The sequence below is a fragment of the Mesorhizobium sp. M1169 genome (assembly GCF_040318345.1).
Classification (GTDB): Bacteria; Pseudomonadota; Alphaproteobacteria; order Rhizobiales; family Rhizobiaceae; genus Mesorhizobium.
The window spans coordinates 1-821 of sequence record NZ_JAMYME010000115.1 but is presented as its reverse complement, the minus strand read 5'-3'; the positions used below and the strand labels follow the sequence as shown (position 1 = coordinate 821).

Below are 821 nucleotides of genomic sequence, written 5' to 3'. Positions count from 1 at the left end.
CTGAGATCTTCGATGCGCCTTCCAGCCCACGACTTGCTCAATTCCTGCAGTCTGAACTCGCTTTTCAATAATCCAACAAGAAGGGAACCCAAGAAATGTCTGCAATCAAATCCAGTTTTTCGCGTCGTTATGCCCTGGCCGTCGCCGGCGGCATCGCAATTGCCCTTGCGACAGCAGGGATCAGTTATGGTCAGACCGTTCGGACAATCAAGATCGCGACCTCTGCCGAATCCAAGCCATTGGCTTGGGGCGCGCTCGGCGTCGAGCCGCAAGGCTATGAACCCGATCTGCTGAGGGCGATCAACGCAAAGCTGCCGCAATACAAGTTCGAAATGGAAGGTGTCTCCGACATCGCGCAGGAAACCGGCCTGGCCACAGGCAAATACGACATCGCGGTCGGCGGTTACTACAAGTCACCCGAGCGCGCCAAGCAGTTCTTCATTCCGGAAAACCCCATGGGCGCCAGCCTGATGAAGATCTACAGCAAAAAGGGCAGCGGCATCAAAGAAATGAAAGACCTGGTCGGCAAGAGGATCGTTCCGACCACGGCTGGCGGCGGAACCTATAAGTTCATCATGAACTGGCAAAAAGAAAATCCGCAATACAAGCTTGACGTGACGGCGTCGAGCGCCGGAATCCCGTATCCAAACCGTTTGGACGAAGTTCAGAACGGCAAGTTCGACGCGCTGGTCCTGCCTTCAAATCTTGGTGAGCAGACCGTCATCGATGAAAAGAAGCTCGACATCGTGGCGTCCGAACCAGTCTTCACCAACAACACTTATATGCTTATCCACAAGTCAGATGAAAACAAGGTTCTGGTC

General features: G+C 53.8%; 1 protein-coding gene. It reads left to right on the top strand.

Annotation, left to right across the window (positions count from 1 at the left end; translation table 11 throughout):
- Positions 1-95 precede the first annotated feature (95 nt).
- A partial coding sequence (locus NKH41_RS34065) for a transporter substrate-binding domain-containing protein (protein WP_352936007.1) occupies positions 96-821 on the top strand: 726 nt, incomplete at its 3' end.